This window comes from Vibrio sp. VB16, from assembly GCF_015594925.2.
Classification (GTDB): domain Bacteria; phylum Pseudomonadota; class Gammaproteobacteria; order Enterobacterales; family Vibrionaceae; genus Vibrio.
In genome coordinates this window covers 2,595,766-2,612,692 of the sequence record NZ_CP087590.1, presented here as the reverse complement: position 1 = coordinate 2,612,692, position 16,927 = coordinate 2,595,766, and the positions used below count along the sequence as shown (strand labels likewise).

The following is a 16,927-nucleotide window of genomic DNA, read 5'->3' as shown; positions in this document are numbered from 1 at the left end:
CTCCAAGTAGAGCGTGTAGGTTAATTATGGTGTGGATATGAATAGGTGCAAACGTCGCACTTACAATTTGTTGTTTATTTGCAATGGTGCAAGCTATTCTAGAAGAGAAGTACGAAAAACGGTCTTTTTTCACACTTCTCACTTAATTTTGATTTGCTTCAACTATAATGCCAGACTTTTTGTGCAAGGTAATTGATATATTTATAATAATTTGCTTTGCTAAACAGTAGACTGTTGTTCTGATTTGGGTTTGCGTTAATCATCCTATTCAAGAAAATTAACCATTACGTTTAAATAACAACACTCTTGAGCCTAGACGAAACTGCAATAAAGGACCAGAAAATGAAAGTATTCATAATGCGCCATGGTGAAGCTGAACACTATGCTGCAAGTGATGCAGAACGAGAGCTAACAAATCATGGCCGTTCTCAATCTACCGCTGTGGCTATAGCATGTAAAAAACAAGGGTTTGAGGATTTTGATTTGGTGTTGGTTAGCCCCTACATAAGAGCGCAGCAAACTTGGGAAACAATCTCATCACTATTTTCTGCAAAAGAGATTCAAACCTATGAGGAAATCACACCCTATGGTGATTCTGAAGAAGCGTCGTCATATGTTGCTGCGGTAGCACAGGTCAAGAAATTAGAGTCCATATTAATGGTGTCTCATCTTCCTTTGGTGGGGTATTTAACCGCAGAATTTGTTACAGATTTGGTTCCGCCAATGTTCCCAACATCAGGCTTAGTTTGTGTGGATTTTGACCCTCAGAATCAAAAGGGTGAACTGCTCTGGCATATTCACCCTTAAGAAATACGGGTTGATTAAAGTCTCGTTGATTAAGAAAAAGATAAACTAAGATCAGTTTATCTTTCAGGAATGCTGAGAAGAATTAATAGGGCACCATTGCCACCAAACTCTAGAGGTGCTTGGTGGAATGCCATTACATCAGGATGTTGTGCCAACCAAATTGGGGCTTTCTGCTTAAGGATGTGCTTGCCTATGCCATGCATCACGCAAGCGCAGTGTACGCTCTCTTTAATGCAGTACGCTATCATTGCACCGAGCTCTGCTTTGGCTTCTTGTTGCGTCATTCCATGCATATCTAAATAGACATCAGGCACATAGACTCCGCGGCGTAACCGTTTTACTTCATATTTTGAAACATCATTGCGCGCATAGCGCGTTGGCCCGTCGTCTTCCAAGTGTGGGACAAATTCATCAGAAAAGAAAAACTCGTTGTCTTTGGCGTCTCTAAAAGAGCGCTTGGACTCTTTCTGTTTTGTTTCTCTGTTTGGTTTTTGAAGTACGGTATCTTGTGCCAACTTCTTGATGCCCTTTACTTCATTTTGAAAAAGGGAGAAGTCATCGTTATCGCTTTCGTCTTTGTTACTCATAATATTTGGATTGATGGACAATAGCGGTATTGTAGCGTTAAACCATGCATTCACATAACGGATTTATTGGTTTCATTTTCAATTATTTTTTGTGCTACAGCCTTATAAAAAAACAAGGCATTATTTCTCTGTGAAAGATTAGAGTAGCTTTACGTTACGGCACAGATATAATTGGCCGCTGAGACCCCTAAGAACAAATAGAGTGTTGTTTATGTGTGACACTAATTTTAATGGGGATAATTTGGAGGTAATTTTGGATAAGATTTTTGTGGAGGAAGTGGTATCAGAGCTGTATACCCTTCAAGACATGCTTCGTTGGACAGTAAGCCGTTTCAATGCTGCCGGGATTTTTTATGGTCACGGTACCGATAACTCATGGGATGAAGCGATTCAACTAATCCTACCAACACTCTATCTTCCTATCGATGTGCCACCACATATTCTAAATTCCAGACTCACTTCAACCGAGCGTAGTCGTATTGTTAATCGTGTAGTAAAACGTATTAATGATCGTACCCCAACGGCTTACTTAACCAACAAAGCGTATTTTTGTGGCTTGGAGTTTTATGTTGATGAGCGTGTGCTTGTTCCTCGTTCTCCAATTGGTGAATTGATAGAATCTGAATTCCAGCCGTGGCTGTTAGATCAGCCTCATAGAATTATGGATTTATGTACGGGCAGTGGCTGTATTGCTATTGCTTGCGGCTATGCATTTCCTGATGCTGAAATCGATGCTATTGATATCTCCGCTGATGCTCTAGAGGTTGCTGAGAAAAATATTCAAGAGCACGGTATGGAGCAACAAGTGTTCCCAATTCGTTCAGACCTGTTCCGTGACCTGCCGGACTTAGATAAATACGATTTGATCGTGTCTAATCCACCCTATGTAGACGCGGAAGACATGAATAGTTTACCGGATGAGTTCACTCATGAGCCTGAATTGGGTTTAGCGGCGGGTACCGATGGCCTGAAATTGGTACGCAGAATTTTGGCCAATGCACCCGATTACTTAAATGAAAATGGAGTTTTGGTTTGTGAAGTTGGCAACTCAATGGTTCACATGATGGAACAATACCCTGAGCTCCCTTTCACTTGGATTGAATTTGCAAATGGTGGACACGGTGTCTTTACGTTGACCCGTGAACAACTGGTAGAATGCGCAGACGAATTTTCTCTCTATAAAGACTAAACCGCCATTCAATTCTAAAAACGCCAGTCTCTACTGGCGTTTTTTCTGTCTAAAGGGTTTACATCTACTGCGTATCAAGCGAACATGAAAGTATGAAGAATAAGTACTCAACAGCAAATATCAGTCTAACTAGATGGGTAAATTAGCCAAAACATTGAGTTAAGAATTGTGAGGATATTATGGCAGGAAATAGTATTGGTCAGCACTTTCGAGTCACCACATTTGGAGAGAGTCACGGTATAGCGTTAGGCTGTATTGTTGATGGATGCCCTCCTGGACTTGAGATAACCGAGGCTGATTTACAAAAGGATTTGGACCGCCGTAGACCTGGGACCTCTAAGTACACAACGGCACGTCGTGAACCAGATGAAGTGAAAATACTTTCTGGTGTGTTTGAAGGTCAATCCACAGGGACGTCAATTGGACTGTTGATAGAAAATACCGATCAGCGTTCAAAAGATTACTCTGAAATAAAAGATAAATTCCGCCCTGGACATGCGGATTACACCTACCATCAAAAATATGGGGTTCGTGATTATCGTGGTGGTGGCCGTTCGTCTGCACGTGAAACAGCAATGCGAGTGGCGGCGGGTGCAATTGCAAAAAAATATCTTCAAAAAGAATTTGGTGTAGAAGTCCGTGCTTATTTGTCTCAAATGGGCGATGTGTCAATAGATAAAGTTGATTGGGACGAGATAGAAAATAATGCTTTTTTCTGCCCTGATGTAGATAAAGTAGACGATTTAGACCAATTGATCCGTGACCTTAAAAAGCAAGGCGATTCGATTGGAGCGAAGCTTCAGGTTGTTGCCACCAATGTTCCTGTTGGTTTAGGTGAGCCTATTTTTGATCGACTAGACGCCGACATTGCACATTGTCTAATGAGTATTAATGCCGTAAAAGGTGTTGAAATTGGTGATGGCTTTGATGTCGTTCGTCAAAAAGGAAGTCAGCATAGAGACCCACTGACGCCAAACGGGTTCAAGACCAATCATGCTGGTGGCATACTGGGTGGCATTTCTACAGGGCAAGATATCGTCGCTAATATAGCGCTTAAGCCGACGTCTAGTATTACCGTTCCGGGGGAAACCATTACGAGAACGGGTGAGTCAACACAACTTATCACAAAAGGTCGTCATGACCCGTGTGTCGGAATTCGAGCAGTACCCATTGCCGAAGCAATGTTGGCGATAGTATTAATGGATCATTTATTGCGCCACCGTGGACAAAACTTTGGTGTGACAACAGAAACGCCAAAGATTTAACCTTAATGTCGCCACCCATTTGGGTGGCCTCTTTTTATAACCAGAATTGTCATTATCATGCAGCATCATTATCAAGATTTAGTCACCCTATTCAATCAAACTTTTTACCAAGCGTTCAACACCAAACTTGAGCTTGGTGGGGATGAACCTGTCTATCTGCCCGCAGACAAAAAAGTACCATTTCATCGAATCGTTTTTGCGCGTGGTTTTTATGCCTCTGCACTACACGAAGTTGCCCATTGGTGTGTCGCTGGGTCGGAGCGTCGATTACTTGAAGATTTCGGTTATTGGTATGAACCTGATGGGCGGACGGCAGAAGTACAGGCTGAATTTGAGAAAGTAGAGGTGAGGCCGCAAGCTTACGAGTGGATTTTGGCAGTAAGTGCTGGGTTCCCATTTAATGTCAGCTGTGACAACCTGCAAGGTGATGTGGAACCGGATAGATTGGCATTTATGAATATCGTACATCAACAGGTAAAAGACATTTTAGAGAAAGGGATTCCATATAGAGTACAATTGCTTTCGGAAGCATTACGTGATTTTTACCATACGCCAGAACTAGAAATACATCAGTTTGAAGTAAAATAATGTTTAAAGTGACATAGTGTTTAAAGTGAAATATAGAGAATATTAATGATTATTGAACATGAAGAAAAATGGTTAGAAATGATTGACGCATCGGTAGAGAGTGCATCGGATGATGAACTGTTTGCAGGCGGTTATCTAAGAGGGCATATCTCTCTTTCTGCAGCGGACTGCGAAGCAGAAGGTATCGAGGACGTTGAGTCATTTAAAAAGAAGGTGGATCAAAGCCTGGAAGATGCGCGTTCAGAGTTAACACCCGCCGATCGAACGATAGTGGCCGATCTATGGGCTGCACTTATAAAAGCATAATTGTTGGCAAAAAACCTAACGAAATTCAAGGTTTTCATAAGTAAATATAACTCTTTTCTATTTTGGCGGGCTCGCAGTGGAGTCGGTAAAATCTTTATGTTACAAAAGACTATTTGGTGAGTATATTATTGTGTTTGGGTTTACAAACTCTTTGTTGTTCGAATTGAACCGCTTTACTCAACGCATATTTAGTCTTTGAGGTAATAGATAATGAATATAGTCTGGGCTACAAGTGAAGCTGCCCCTTATGCAAAAACCGGTGGGTTAGCTGATGTGTCGTATTCGCTTCCCTATGCAATGGCGGAAAATGGACACAATGTATCGGTCATCATGCCCTATTATCCCCAAGTCATGGGAGAAAGGTGCGAACAAACAGAACGTGTTTATGAAATGTTAGGCGTTCCATTTGGGGAAGGGAATGAAGAGTGGGCGTCAATAAGACAACACAAAATCAGCGAAAATCTCTCATTTTATTTTATCGAGTACGATAAGTTTTATGACCGTCCTAAATTGTATGACTGGGATGGAAGTGAGTATGTAGATAATGCAGAACGCTTTATATTTCTTTCTAGAGCCATTATGCAGGCCGTTCTTGCGTTAGATATCAAAGTCGATGTTTTGCACAGTAATGATTGGCACGTCGCATTGTGTAACGTGTATGTGAAAAGTGATCTGTATAACGCCTACAGTAACTTCTCAGAAACAAAGTCTATTATGACGATCCACAATATCGGTTACCAAGGTGTATTCAACAAGTCTAATCTTCCTTTGACAGGGCTTCCTTGGGATTACTTTAACTTCCAATGCTTAGAGTTCTATGACCAACTCAACTTCCTAAAAGCGGGCGTATTGTCGGCGGATATGGTAACCACCGTAAGCCCAACCTATGCCGAAGAAATATTGACAGCAGAATATGGCTTCAGTCTGGAGAATGCGCTTCAGCACAAAGCAGTAAAAGGCAAACTGCGTGGCATCATTAATGGGATTGATATTCAAGAATGGGACCCAGAATCAGATACCTTGTTGCCTCACAACTATTCACACAATGACTTGTCAGGAAAAGCGTTGTGTAAAGCAGAGCTGCAGAAAGAATTTGGTTTAGAAGTGAGACCTGATGTCGCTATTTATGGCGTGGTTTCAAGGCTTGCGACGCAGAAAGGACTTGATGTATTTATTGAATGCATTCATGAGATGCTTGAGCAAGATGATGTTCAATTTGTCATTGTTGGCTCTGGTGAGAGTTGGCAAGAGTCGGCATTAACCGATTATGCTAAACGATATCCTCATAAATTCGGCGCATATATTGGATACAGCAACAAGCTCGCGCATTTGGTCGAAGCTGGTGCGGATTTCTTTGTTATGCCATCACGATATGAGCCATGTGGTCTTAATCAAATGTACAGTATGAAATACGGAACAGTGCCGATTGTAAGATCAACCGGCGGTCTTGAAGATACCGTACATAATTATTCGGCAGGCAATCTTGAACATGCGACTGGATTTAAGTTTTATGATCTTTACCCAGCCGCGTTGAGAGATACGATGCGTTGGGCGGCGTCTATTTATCGTAATGATAAACCTGCCTTCGAGAGAATGATGGTTAATGGAATGACGACAGATTTTTCTTGGCAGCTTACCGCAACAGAGTATGAAGAGTTGTATGAACATGCGAATACTCGATACTAGGGTCGAGTATTAATTAAAAGAACGCCTCTGAGATCTGCGGATCTTTCGAGGCGTTTTTTATTGGCCGATAGGCCGTCCTTTCAATAGCTTACGAACCCACATTCTCGCTGGGTGGATACCTTCTAAACAATCGACTGGCAATGGTATGGGGTCATTGCACATTTGAGAGGCCAAAACCTCCGCCATTAAAGGAGCAGAGCAGAGCCCACGCCCTCCTAACGCCATGAAGCAATAGAGGTTGTTGTAGTCCGTGATCGGGCCGACATTTTTATCCTGGAGTAAATTGGCGTATTCATTTTTTACGGATTCAAAATCACACACATTGCCAACAAAAGGCAAATGGTCTCGGCTCGTACTGCGAATACCTTGTTTTGCGAGATTATCGCCAATATTCACCTCTTTCACCCAGGTTTTATTGGGTAATGTTCTAACCAATTTATAGGCGTTTTCTTTCTGCGCTAGAACATCGAAGTTGTGGTCAATATTGTCACGGTCGTGACTTGCTCCGATACAATGATATTGATCGCTGGGATTGTGTGGTGTCATATAACCGTTATAACACAGTACTGTTTTTAACCGTTTCAGTGTAGGCGTTGTGGGAACGTGGCTTACTTGTCCCTTTACGGCTGACTGGGGTATGGTTGAGGTTTGGTTAAATTGACCAGCATCATGGCCATTTGCCACCACCACAACATCATGCTGAAAGCTCGATTTTTCGCTATGCAGTGTCCAGTGGTTATCTTGATTTTGTTCCAGTGTTTTAATATGGGTATGACTAATGAGAGTCAGTCGACCGCTATTAATCTGCTCTTGGATAAGTTTTTGAGTGAGCTCACTTGGAGAAAGCCACCCACCCATAGGGTAGGTAATACCTGCTAATTCTGTCGATAAACCGACCAATTGATCCATCTGTTCTGCAGAAACAGGGGCAACTAAGTCAGTTACATGGCCACCTAAAAGTATGTTGTCGAGTTTTTGACTCGCTTTGTCATTCCAAGCAAGGTGAGTGACACCACACCAGTCGTGATCATAATTAAACCGCTTTGCGGCTTGATCAAAAAACTGTCTGGCGAATAAAAATGCAGGGGCGTAAACCCGTGAGGCGCCACTATGGTTGCTATTCAGTAATGGATAGAGTGCACCTTGCTTGTTTCCGGATGCATTGAGAGCGGGTTGCGAGTCTTTGCAGTACAGGGTTACGTTTACTCCCCTTTGACATAAGCTTGCTGCCAATGCCGCGCTGGCGATACCTCCGCCTATGATAGCGACATCTATTATGGGTGACTGATCAGGTCGCGCATACCAAGGTTGGATATTAGAAAATGGTTTTTTATGTGCCAATGTGCCTGCAATCATCTCCCTTTTGATTCCAAAGCCTTTGACTTTTCTCATTGCGAACCCAGCTTCTATAAGCCCCCTTCGAACAAAGCCTGCGGCGGTAAAGGTTGCACAAGTACAGTCCTGCCTAGCCAATTTAGCCATACCTTCAAATAGGTTTTGGTTCCACATTTCAGGGTTCTTGCTGGGTGCAAAACCATCGAGAAACCAAGCGTCAACAATACCTGACTCATTTGTTGGCACGAGAGGCATGCATTCTTTGATGTCTCCAAACCAGAGATCTAAAGTTATAGCGCCACCAGCTAATATAATTCGATGACATTCAGGAACACTAATTGGATAGGCTTCTTGCAACTGCTTTGCGTATTGTGCCAGCTCAGGCCAAGCTTGATGTGCTTTTTCTAAATCCGTAATACCTAAGGGAAACTTCTCGAAGCTAATGAAATGGAGCTCTTTTAGTGGTGCATTTGGAAATTCCGCTCGATATTTCTCAAACCACTGCCATACTGCTAGGAAGTTCAGGCCAGTGCCAAAACCTGTTTCAGCCACAACAAAACGGCGTTGGTCATATGAATGCCATCTATTGGGTAGATTATTTTGCTTTAGAAATACGTAGCGTGTCTCTTCTAAACCGTTTACGTTAGAGAAGTATACATCACCAAATTGTTCGGAAACAGGTATCCCGGCTTCATCCCATTCGAGGGTTGCGTTTGTAATTGACGTCATGGTTTTTGAACTGTTTGGCTTATAGTTAGTCGTAGAGTAGACTAAATTGTACGTTTTTATGGGAAAGCTGACCACTTTTGATGGTTAACTTGGGTATCATCGTGCAGTAATCTTAAAGATTTTATTATTTATAGGAATGTAAAATGAAACGCGCTGTCATCACTGGTATGGGTATTGTGTCTAGTATCGGTAATAACGTTGAAGAAGTACTAGAGTCTCTTAAAGCAGGCAAATCAGGTATCAACGAATCTGAACAGTTCAAAGAAATGGGCTTACGCTCTCAAGTTTGGGGTGATCTTAAGATCAAACCAGCCGATCATATTGACCGCAAAAAAATGCGCTTTATGGGAGATGCAGCTGCTTATGCTTACCTTTCTATGGAACAAGCCGTTGAAGATTCAGCTCTAGCTGAAGATCAAGTGTCTAATATTCGTACCGGTATCGTTGTTGGGTCTGGTGGTGCATCCGCGCTAAACCAAACTTTAGCTGTGGATACGCTTCGTGAAAAAGGCGTGCGTCGTGTAGGCCCTTATATGGTCACTCGTACCATGTCATCGACGGTATCGGCTTGTTTGGCTACACCATTTAAAATTCTTGGTGTTAACTATTCGATGAGTTCGGCGTGTGCAACATCGGCACACTGTATTGGTCATGCGGTAGAGCTTATCCAACTGGGCAAACAAGATGTTATTTTTGCTGGTGGTGGTGAAGAGCTAGATTGGAGTCAAACAATGATGTTTGACGCAATGGGCGCACTATCAACTAAATATAATGAAACACCAGAAAAAGCATCACGTACTTATGATGCTAACCGAGACGGCTTCGTTATCTCAGGCGGCGGCGGTATTGTGGTCGTTGAAGAGCTAGAACATGCTCTTGCTCGTGGTGCGAAAATTTATGGTGAGATTGTTGGTTATGGTGCGACATCTGATGGCTACGACATGACGGCACCTTCAGGTGAAGGCGCGGCTCGTTGCATGAGAGACGCGATGCAAAATGTTGACAGCATCGATTATGTAAACACTCATGGTACATCAACACCGATTGGCGATGGCAAAGAACTTGAGGCTATCCAAGATGTCTTTGGTGGTAATAGCCCTGCGATTTCTGCGACAAAAGCAATGACAGGCCACGCTCTTGGTGCGGCAGGTGTTCATGAAGCTATCTATTCAACATTGATGCTAGAGAACAGCTTTATTGCACCAAGCATCAATATCGATGAGTTAGATGCAGCAGCAGCAGGTTTGGATATCGTAACTGAAAGACGTGATCAAGAAATAAATACAGTTATGTCAAATAGCTTTGGCTTTGGTGGCACGAACGCGACCTTGGTCATTAAAAAATATAAAGCGTAATTCGTTTTAGAACCCTATCTGAAACGGAAGACGGAAAAGGTTTCCAGAATCGGTCAGCTTGACTGATCAGACAGACGCAAACATGTTCCTTTGAGAGCGGAACGTGATCCTTTTGTTCTGGATTTAGCCCGGTTATCAATTTATTTGGTGACCGGGCATTTTTATTTTCAGTCATCTGAGGATGTTGGTCGACCAAATAGTGTCGCGTCAAGTGAAAATATACTGGCGAATAATATTGTATTGCGCCACAATCCCCCCTCCTAGCAACCTAGAAAAAACGTGTTTATGAAAATTCTTATCGATGAGGCCATGCCTTATGCGGACGCTCTGTTTAGTCAACTTGGCGAAGTGACATTTAAATCTGGCCGCGAGATTCAAGCAGAAGATCTGATTGATGTTGATGCACTTATGATTCGTTCGGTCACTAAAGTGAATTCGGCCCTTCTTAAACATGCAAATCGACTAAAATTTGTAGGGACAGCAACGGCGGGAAAGGATCACGTCGATCAGTCGCTACTTAAAGAAAAAGGCATTTTCTTTACCGCAGCACCAGGCTGCAATAAAGTTGGTGTCGCGGAATATGTCTTTAGCGTATTGATGGTACTGGCTCAACAAAAAGGATTTTCTGTTTTAGAAAAAACCGTCGGGATTATAGGTGCGGGTCAAGTTGGAAGTTATCTATCTGAGGCGTTACAGGGTATAGGTATAAAAGTACTACTTAATGATCCGATAAAACAAGCGGAAGGTGATAACAGAAAGTTTGTAGAATTGGATTTTTTGCTTGAACAATCGGATGTTATTACGCTGCATACACCGATCACAAAAGTAGGCAAACACCCTACGCATCATTTGATTGATGCAAATAGACTCGACAATATGAGAGCGAATCAAATATTGATAAATGCGGCCAGAGGGCCGGTCGTCGATAATCTGGCGCTGAAACAACGCTTGATGAAGCAAGATGGATTTAGCGCGAGTTTAGACGTGTTCGAACACGAACCCGCTGTAGATCTTGAACTTTTGCCTTTTCTCGATTTTGCCACCCCCCATGTAGCGGGCTACGGTTTAGAAGGTAAAGCGCGTGGGACAACGATGATTTTTAACTTTTATTGCGAGTTTTTAAAAAGAGATGAACGAGCGAATGCTTCAGATTTATTGCCAATAGCGCCAATTCCTCAGGTTTTTGTTGACCGAGAATGGAACGAAGCTGTGCTGCACAGTCTTATTCAATTAACATATGATGTACGACATGATGACGCCATATTCCGTCGCGAAATCTCCCGTGATCAAACAGAAGCAGAGAATAAAAGCGCATTTGATGCGATGCGTAAAAATTATTGGGATAGAAGAGAATATAGTGCTATTCGCTTAGTTGGTGACAAAACATGCCAGCTAGAGCCATTGAGACAATTAGGTTTCCAAATAAAGGTGGAAAAATGAGCCAAGAATTTAATGTAGCAGTATTTGGTGCCACGGGCGCTGTTGGTGAAGCCATACTGGACGTTCTAAAAGAACGTGACTTTCCTGTAGGGAATTTGTACCTGTTGGCGAGTGAACGCAGTGAAGGTAAAAGTTATCGCTTTAATGGTAAGTCAATTTTGGTTGAAAATGTAGAGAACTTTGATTGGTCTCAGGTGCATATTGCGCTATTTTCTGCCGGTGCTGAACTGTCCGAAAAATGGGCACCTATCGCCGCTGATGAGGGTGTGGTTGTTATCGATAATACCTCTCAATTTAGATACGATTATGATATCCCTCTCGTTGTTCCTGAAGTTAACCCAGAGGCAATAGCGGACTTTCGCAATCGCAACATTATCGCGAATCCAAATTGCTCAACTATTCAAATGTTGGTTGCCCTTAAGCCGATTCATGATGAAGTAGGGATTGAAAGAATTAATGTATCTACCTATCAATCCGTGTCTGGAGCGGGGAAGTCAGGCATTGATGAGCTAGCAGGTCAAACGGCAAAACTATTGAGTGGCGTGCCCGCTGAACCTGAAGCCTTTAGTCAACAAATCGCATTTAACTGTATTCCTCAAATCGATGCTTTTATGGAGAATGGCTATACCAAAGAAGAGATGAAGATGGTTTGGGAAACACAGAAAATCTTCAATGATACCTCTATAATGGTGAACCCTACTTGTGTTCGAGTTCCCGTATTTTATGGTCATGCAGAAGCGATTCATATTGAAACTCGTTTGCCAATTGATGCTGAGCAAGTGATTCAAATGCTTGAGGATACAGATGGTGTCGAAGTATTCCAAGGGCAAGACTTCCCAACTCAAGTGCGTGATAGCGGCGGTAAAGACCATGTTATGGTAGGCCGTATTAGAAATGATATTAGTCACCACAGTGGTATCAATATGTGGGTGGTCGCTGACAATGTGCGTAAAGGCGCAGCAACCAATGCAGTACAGATTGCTGAATTACTTATTCGAGACTATTTTTAGTCACGACTTTTAAGCTGTTCGATGAAAAAGCCCTAGTGATTGCTAGGGCTTTTTTTTTGAATATGCCCAGTTTTGGTTGACTGCAAAGCATACTATGGACTTGCCTGAAATGTAGGCCACCCCTTAATTTAGTAATAAAAATTGATATTTTGATGATTTATCGACTTTTTTTTGTAGAGACCTATAGTTTTCCATCTGATATCCGATATATTTAGAAGCTGTCCCCTTTTTAGAGATATAAGTTCATTTACCCATGGGTATTTGCTCTATATTAATTAATTAAGTTTTAACGCAGAAAGACGAGCCTTATATGCATCCAATCCTAAAGCGTCTCATTACGCCTTTAGCGTTACTTTTAACAGTTTCAGCCGATCTCGCTGTTGCTGAATCTATTCGCCTAATTGGGCCTGATGGTGAAGTTAAGTCTTCAGTTCAGGCTACGCAACAGAGCACTCAGCCTTCCAACGCTACCGTTTCAAACGCCATCGGAAATAGCGCGAATTCTTATGGGCCAACGGCAAATAACGAAACCCTTTGGTCAATAGCGACCAAACTACGACCCTCACGACGATACTCTGTACAGCAGACTTTACTTGCGATCTATAAATTGAATCCGCAAGCATTTGACCAACAAAATATCCATGAGCTGAGACCAGGTAGTCGATTGAGAGTGCCATCTCTAGAGCAAGTTCAGGCAGAGAATACCAATGAAGCGGTTCGTATTATGCAAGCGCATAATAAGCAGCAAAAAGGGACAACGGTCGTCTCTAGCCCAGTTACAAAACCAGCACCGATAACAGAGACAGACCTCACTCCACCGCAAGCGCCTAAACAACCAAAGCCTATTGAAGTCGCAGCTGTTGAGAATAACGAGGTCAAAGCTGATTCTAAACAACGTGAGCATGTCACTAAGTTAAAACAAGATCTCACTACTACAGAAGGCGAGTTGGCCGCTTTAGAAGAAAAGAATCATAAGCTTCGTCTCATGTTGACGGATGTTCAAGATGAAGTGGGGAATCTAAAAGATGAACTTGGTGACGAAAGCCGAATTCGCGATGAGGTAGAGAAACTGCTAGGAGAAGAGCGTAAAAAAGCGCTTGAAACGGCTCAAATAGAACCAAGTCAACTCGATATGCTTTTGGCCAATACTTGGTTTGTTGTATTGCTAGCCTTAATCCCAGGGTTGTTGTTTGTGCTTATTATCGTTCTTTTATTGACTCGTAAAGGCGGAGCAGAACAACCTCAAGAGCAGTTAATCCCCGAAGGGCCAGAAGTCATCTCGTTGATGGATGATGATTCAGATGACGTGCCAGAGATAAATTTAGATGAAGATATTGATGAAGATGTCGGTATCGATGATGATCTGTTCGGAGAGCTTTCAGACGAGAATATCTTTGATATAGATGATGAAGATGAACAATTATCTGAAGACGATGTCTTTGCTAACCTCGACGACAGTGATTTGGACTTTAACCTAGATGATGGAGAGGATGACCCATTTGCAAGCATTGCAGATAATGGTGATTTCGATACAGAATTAGATAAGATCGAACAGAGCGCAAACGGGATAAGTGTAGACGGTGAAGAAGAAGCGCTCAGTCTAGAAGATATGGAAAGAGCGTTAGATAACGAATCTTCCGGGGACGAGAATGAATTTGAAAGTGAGTTTGATCTATCTGACGAAAGTGGGATGTCACAAGATGATCTGGACGAGCTATTGGCCGGTGAAGATGACACAGAAGCACTAGCTGCAGATGAAATTGACCAGTCAGCACTCGATGATCTATTCAATAGCGTCAAAGAAGAAAATAGTAATGAGAGTGACCTTGACGACTTTGACCTCGACAGTGGTGATGATAAAAATAATAGCGATTCTGATGATATCGACGATATATTGTCCAGTTATCAACCGGCGGCAGCGCAGATCGACGCGGCGGAATCTGATGACATCGACGATATATTGTCCAGTTATCAACCGGCGGCAGCGCAGAGCGACGCGGCGGAATCTGATGACATCGACGATATATTGTCCAGTTATCAACCGGCGGCAGCGCAGAGCGACGCGGCGGAATCCGATGACATCGACGATATACTTGCTAATTATCAAATGGAAACTGAGTCAGTTGATGCGGACTCAATTGATGATCTGCTTGCAGAAAATAGCACCGATCTGCTCGATGACGTAATAGAGCAAGAAGACGCCGCCGCTGAGCTTTCAGAGGATAGTACGGCGTTATTAGATGATTTACTTGATGACGAAGAGTCAAACGACGACGATATACCTGAATTATCAGAAAACAGCACCGAGCTGCTGGATGAGCTTTTTGATGCATCTGGAAGTTCCGACGAATCGGAATTAGATCTAGAAGACAACACAGCATTGTTAGACGAGTTGATCTCTGATGATGGTGATGATGTTGCCAATGCGGATGTCTCCGATGATATTGAAGTCAGCGAAGACAGCACAGCACTTCTGGATGAGTTGCTTGAGGATGCTGAGAAAGAATTTGGCGAGATGAGTACGGATCCTGATGACCTTTTAGCCGAGTTTGGTATAGAGCCACAATCGGGAGAAGGATCAATTGGAGATGAACCTGAGTTAGATGAAAATAGCACGGATTTATTGGATGAATTGTTATCGGAAGATGAACCTTTTGATGGGTCTCTTGAACGAGAAATATCATCACTCACAGAGAGTGATGTCGCACAAAAAGGTCGCTTCGATTTTACGCCGCATATCGATGGCTCTGAGCATGCCGACAAAATTGAAGCGCTAGATGATATAGACAGCTATATGTCTGAAATCGAAGATTTTGATATAGAGGAATCTGATGAGGGAAAGCAAGACGCTGATTATGAGTCGCCTTCCCAGTCTATTGATGACGACATTGTTAATCCAGATGAAAAACTCTCTGATATTAAAGATGAAGCGATAACGAATGAATTTGGAACCCCTCAAGATGAAGATTGGGACCTCGAAACTGATGAAAAACCAGTAGCAGGTAATGAATCAACATTGGTTGAAAACCTTGAGCTTGAGGCGTTAGAAGAAATCGAGCCGGACGCCATTGAAGAGCCAACAGAGACATTGGAACTCAACGATGATGAGCTTGGTGAATATGATGAAGCTAGTGCGCATAACGATGCTTTACAAGAGCCAGATCTTGAAACGCTTCCAGAGATCGAGCCTGCGTCACTTGAAGAGCCAACAGAGACACTGGAACTCAACGATGATGAGCTTGGTGAATATGATGAAGCTAGTGCGCATAACGATGCTTTACAAGAGCCAGATCTTGAAACGCTTCCAGAGATCGAGCCTGCGTCACTTGAAGAGCCAACAGAGACACTGGAACTCAACGATGATGAGCTTGGTGAATATGATGAAGCTAGTGCGCTGAGTGATGTATTACAAGAATCCGACCTTGAAATACTACCCGAGATCGATCCTGAATCACTTAAAGAACAAACAAAGACATTGGAACTCAACGATGACGAGCTTGGCGAATATGACGAAGCTAGCGCGCTGAGCGATGTTTTACATGAACCTGATCTGGAAACCATCCCAGAGAACCAATCTGAATTACTTGAAGAACCAGCAGAAATACTTGGACTCAGCGGTGACGGGCTTGATGACGACAATAATGAGCTAAGTGCTCTTCTGAACGACATCAACGATGACGCTTCGTCTATTGAACCTTTATCTGAAGAGCGGGCTGAGTTAGAGAAAACACTAAACTTTGTTTCTGAAGGAAAAGAGACGACACCAGAAGAACATTCAGCGCTGGATGCAATATTCAGTGATACAGGCAGCGAACAACAAGAAAAGGAAGAAATTCAAGCATTTAACGAAGCGGTTCTATCAGAGAAAGAAGAGTCGCTAGATGAGTTTGACAGTTTCTTTGCTGAAATGGACGACTCCGACACGGTTGCTAAAGGTGTTGATGACAGTGTCAGTGAAGTCGGCGATAAGAAAAAACTTGATCAGTATGATGAGTCAGCCACGCTAGCGGAACTACTCAGTGATGATGAATCCCCAGCGTTGAGAAATGATGTAGCTTTAGATGAAAAAACGATCGCGAGTGCAGGCATGGATATCGATACCATGCTGGATGTTGGCGGTGAGGACTGGAATGGCTTTGCGCTATCTAAAGAGCAGCAAGCAAATATATCAACAGACATTCCTGAAGACGAACTGGATGTATGGGGCTCTCAGACAGAGGAACCGGTTGCGCAAGAAGAAGATTGGGGTGAGCAATCCGAAATTGATGCTAAGTCTTTAGAAAATGAACAGACCTATATGAGTGTCGATGAGTTGATGGCGCAAGCGGATGTCGTGGATGACAATGAAATCGACCCTGACGAAGAAGAATTAAAATTAGATGTGGGTTTAAACGAGTTTCCTGACGTTATTGGGAATGTTGAACAGTTTGATGTTGACGCCAACGCTGAAGCGGCAGGAAAACTAGACTTGGCGAAGATCTACATCGAAATGAACGATACGGAAGGCGCCACACGACTGCTTGAAGAAGCGCTGTTGTATGGCGAAGAAGGCATCCGTCAGCAAGCTAGAGAGTTACTTGATAAAATAGAAAATCAATAGCAAGCAAACTGTAAATGACAGTAGTCACTC

12 protein-coding genes are annotated in these 16,927 nt (G+C 42.8%); 10 read left to right on the top strand and 2 right to left on the bottom strand.

Going from position 1 to position 16,927, the window contains the following annotated elements; all coding sequences use genetic code 11:
* Positions 1–342 precede the first annotated feature (342 nt).
* A complete protein-coding gene (gene sixA / locus IUZ65_RS11795) occupies positions 343–807 on the top strand; it encodes a phosphohistidine phosphatase SixA (protein WP_195703917.1) in 465 nt (154 codons plus the stop codon).
* 56 nt (positions 808–863) lie between these two features.
* Here the strand turns inward: sixA and smrB are convergent, their stop codons facing one another.
* The gene (smrB, locus tag IUZ65_RS11790) at positions 864–1,394 is read right to left on the bottom strand and encodes an endonuclease SmrB (protein ID WP_195703916.1); all 531 of its coding nucleotides are present in this window, start codon (positions 1,392–1,394) and stop codon (positions 864–866) included.
* A 253-nt stretch (positions 1,395–1,647) separates the two neighbouring features.
* Here smrB and prmB point away from each other — a divergent pair, with 253 nt between their 5' ends.
* From prmB to glgA, 5 genes are all read left to right on the top strand, one after another.
* Entirely contained in the window at positions 1,648–2,583 is a 936-nt protein-coding gene (gene prmB / locus IUZ65_RS11785; protein WP_195703915.1) for a 50S ribosomal protein L3 N(5)-glutamine methyltransferase, read from the top strand.
* Between the two features lie 179 nt (positions 2,584–2,762).
* A complete protein-coding gene (aroC, locus tag IUZ65_RS11780) occupies positions 2,763–3,848 on the top strand; it encodes a chorismate synthase (RefSeq protein ID WP_195703914.1) in 1,086 nt (361 codons plus the stop codon).
* A gap of 57 nt (positions 3,849–3,905) precedes the next feature.
* Entirely contained in the window at positions 3,906–4,436 is a 531-nt protein-coding gene (locus tag IUZ65_RS11775; RefSeq protein WP_195703913.1) for an elongation factor P hydroxylase, read from the top strand.
* Positions 4,437–4,481: 45 nt separating this feature from the next.
* The gene (locus IUZ65_RS11770) at positions 4,482–4,742 is read left to right on the top strand and encodes a YfcL family protein (RefSeq protein ID WP_195703912.1); all 261 of its coding nucleotides are present in this window, start codon (positions 4,482–4,484) and stop codon (positions 4,740–4,742) included.
* A gap of 210 nt (positions 4,743–4,952) precedes the next feature.
* The gene (glgA, locus tag IUZ65_RS11765; protein WP_195703911.1) at positions 4,953–6,428 is read left to right on the top strand and encodes a glycogen synthase GlgA; all 1,476 of its coding nucleotides are present in this window, start codon (positions 4,953–4,955) and stop codon (positions 6,426–6,428) included.
* Positions 6,429–6,485: 57 nt separating this feature from the next.
* Here the strand turns inward: glgA and mnmC are convergent, their stop codons facing one another.
* The gene (gene mnmC, locus IUZ65_RS11760; RefSeq protein ID WP_195703910.1) at positions 6,486–8,492 is read right to left on the bottom strand and encodes a bifunctional tRNA (5-methylaminomethyl-2-thiouridine)(34)-methyltransferase MnmD/FAD-dependent 5-carboxymethylaminomethyl-2-thiouridine(34) oxidoreductase MnmC; all 2,007 of its coding nucleotides are present in this window, start codon (positions 8,490–8,492) and stop codon (positions 6,486–6,488) included.
* A gap of 143 nt (positions 8,493–8,635) precedes the next feature.
* Between mnmC and fabB the strand changes: the two genes are divergently transcribed.
* The 4 genes from fabB (at position 8,636) to IUZ65_RS11740 (ending at position 16,897) form a co-directional block, all read left to right on the top strand.
* The gene (gene fabB, locus IUZ65_RS11755) at positions 8,636–9,847 is read left to right on the top strand and encodes a beta-ketoacyl-ACP synthase I (protein ID WP_195703909.1); all 1,212 of its coding nucleotides are present in this window, start codon (positions 8,636–8,638) and stop codon (positions 9,845–9,847) included.
* A 285-nt stretch (positions 9,848–10,132) separates the two neighbouring features.
* Positions 10,133–11,287 carry a 4-phosphoerythronate dehydrogenase gene (locus IUZ65_RS11750; protein ID WP_195703908.1) on the top strand — a complete coding sequence of 385 codons (1,155 nt, stop codon included), beginning with the start codon at positions 10,133–10,135 and terminating at the stop codon, positions 11,285–11,287.
* A complete protein-coding gene (locus IUZ65_RS11745) occupies positions 11,284–12,297 on the top strand; it encodes an aspartate-semialdehyde dehydrogenase (RefSeq protein ID WP_195703907.1) in 1,014 nt (337 codons plus the stop codon). Before IUZ65_RS11750 ends, IUZ65_RS11745 begins: the two co-directional genes overlap by 4 nt.
* Positions 12,298–12,607: 310 nt before the next feature.
* On the top strand, positions 12,608–16,897 hold the full coding sequence (locus IUZ65_RS11740; RefSeq protein ID WP_195703906.1) for a FimV/HubP family polar landmark protein: 4,290 nt from the start codon (positions 12,608–12,610) through the stop codon (positions 16,895–16,897).
* Positions 16,898–16,927: the final 30 nt, after the last annotated feature.

Coding starts and splice junctions, on each gene's coding strand:
- sixA (WP_195703917.1), top strand. CDS start 343: ATGAAAGTATTCATAATGCGCCATGGTGAAGCTGAACACTATGCTGCA.
- smrB (WP_195703916.1), bottom strand. CDS start 1,394: ATGAGTAACAAAGACGAAAGCGATAACGATGACTTCTCCCTTTTTCAA.
- aroC (WP_195703914.1), top strand. CDS start 2,763: ATGGCAGGAAATAGTATTGGTCAGCACTTTCGAGTCACCACATTTGGA.
- IUZ65_RS11775 (WP_195703913.1), top strand. CDS start 3,906: ATGCAGCATCATTATCAAGATTTAGTCACCCTATTCAATCAAACTTTT.
- IUZ65_RS11770 (WP_195703912.1), top strand. CDS start 4,482: ATGATTATTGAACATGAAGAAAAATGGTTAGAAATGATTGACGCATCG.
- glgA (WP_195703911.1), top strand. CDS start 4,953: ATGAATATAGTCTGGGCTACAAGTGAAGCTGCCCCTTATGCAAAAACC.
- mnmC (WP_195703910.1), bottom strand. CDS start 8,492: ATGACGTCAATTACAAACGCAACCCTCGAATGGGATGAAGCCGGGATA.
- fabB (WP_195703909.1), top strand. CDS start 8,636: ATGAAACGCGCTGTCATCACTGGTATGGGTATTGTGTCTAGTATCGGT.
- IUZ65_RS11750 (WP_195703908.1), top strand. CDS start 10,133: ATGAAAATTCTTATCGATGAGGCCATGCCTTATGCGGACGCTCTGTTT.
- IUZ65_RS11745 (WP_195703907.1), top strand. CDS start 11,284: ATGAGCCAAGAATTTAATGTAGCAGTATTTGGTGCCACGGGCGCTGTT.
- IUZ65_RS11740 (WP_195703906.1), top strand. CDS start 12,608: ATGCATCCAATCCTAAAGCGTCTCATTACGCCTTTAGCGTTACTTTTA.